The organism is Pantoea sp. Morm, assembly GCF_016643525.1.
GTDB classification, from domain to species: domain Bacteria; phylum Pseudomonadota; class Gammaproteobacteria; order Enterobacterales; family Enterobacteriaceae; genus Pantoea; species Pantoea dispersa.
The window spans coordinates 1-1,486 of sequence record NZ_VOQX01000248.1; the positions used below are offsets into that span (position 1 = coordinate 1).

Annotated in this window: 2 protein-coding genes; one reads left to right on the forward strand and one right to left on the reverse strand. The window is 60.6% G+C overall.

Annotation, left to right across the window (positions count from 1 at the left end; all coding sequences use genetic code 11):
* Nucleotides 1-796 (forward strand): amino-acid N-acetyltransferase (gene argA / locus FT726_RS27295; protein ID WP_346303851.1); only part of this gene is annotated, 796 nt, incomplete at its 5' end.
* Nucleotides 797-848: 52 nt separating this feature from the next.
* Here the strand turns inward: argA and FT726_RS27300 are convergent.
* On the reverse strand, nucleotides 849-1,486 hold a 638-nt coding region (locus tag FT726_RS27300; RefSeq protein ID WP_346303852.1), incomplete at its 5' end, for an ATP-binding domain-containing protein.

The following is a 1,486-nucleotide window of genomic DNA, read 5'->3' on the forward strand; positions in this document are numbered from 1 at the left end:
GGTGACCGGCGAAAGCTTTAACCTGACCTCGGAAGAGGTGGCGACGCAGCTGGCGATTAAGCTGAAAGCTGAGAAGATGATCGGTTTCTGCTCCGAACAAGGCGTAACGGACCGCGAAGGCACCATCATTTCCGAGCTGTTCCCGAACGAGGCGCAGACGCGAATTGATGAAATGGAGAGCGACGGTGATTTTCTCTCCGGCACCGTGCGCTTCCTGCGTGGCGCGGTCAAAGCCTGCCGCAGCGGCGTGCGCCGCAGCCATCTGATCAGCTATCAGGAAGATGGCGCACTGCTGCAGGAGCTGTTCTCGCGTGACGGTATCGGTACGCAGATTGTCATGGAGTCGGCCGAGCAGATTCGCCGCGCCAACATCAACGACATCGGTGGGATCCTTGAACTGATTCGTCCGCTGGAGCAGCAGGGCATTCTGGTGCGCCGTTCGCGCGAGCAGCTGGAGATGGAGATCGACAAATTCACCATTATTCAGCGCGACAATATGACCATCGCCTGCGCGGCGCTCTATCCGTTCCCGGACGAGCAAATCGGCGAGATGGCCTGCGTGGCGGTGCACCCCGACTATCGCAGCTCGTCACGCGGCGAGCTGCTGCTGGAGCGCGTGGCGCTACAGGCACGGCAGATGGGGCTGAAGAAGCTGTTCGTGCTGACCACGCGCAGTATCCACTGGTTCCAGGAGCGCGGCTTCACGCCGGTGGATATTGAGTCGCTGCCTGAAAGCAAAAAGCAGATGTACAACTATCAGCGTCGTTCCAAAGTGCTGATGGCAGACTTACGCTAAGCGCCACTGCTCATCAAAGCGCCGCTGAGGGCTATTCCCCGCGGCGGCGCAATCATCTGCCCTCTTCTCCCCCTAAGCGATCCAGCAACCCGCTGCGCCGCTGCGTGCGCAACTGCACCGCACGCCGGAACACCGCTTCATCACTGAACAGCGTCAGCTGGCTGCGCGCCCGGGTAATAGCCGTGTATATCAGCTCGCGCGTCAGTACCGGCAGGAACTGAGCCGGCATCACCAGCGCGGTGTGGTCAAACTCTGAACCCTGTGATTTGTGCACCGTCATCGCCCATGCCGTGTCATGGGCCGGCAGGCGACTTGGCTGTACCGCTTTGATGCTGCCATCAGGCAGCGGGAAGAACACCTTGAGCAGCCCTTCCTCATCGAACAGCGTAATGCCGATGTCACCATTGAACAGGCCGAGCGCGCTGTCGTTACGCGTCACCATCACCGGACGCCCCTGATACCAGCGGCTGCCCCCTGCGGGACGCCGAATCAGCTGCAGCTGCATCAGCTTATGCTCAATACGCTGATTGAGCCCCTGCACGCCAAATGGCCCTTCGCGCAGCGCGCACAGCAGCTGATAACGGCCAAACGCAGCAATCACCTCGGCCGGTGCGGCACGCTGGTTAATCAGCTGGAGAAATGGCCGATAGCCTTCGGCAATCTGCGTCAGCATCGCCTGATACGCTTCGG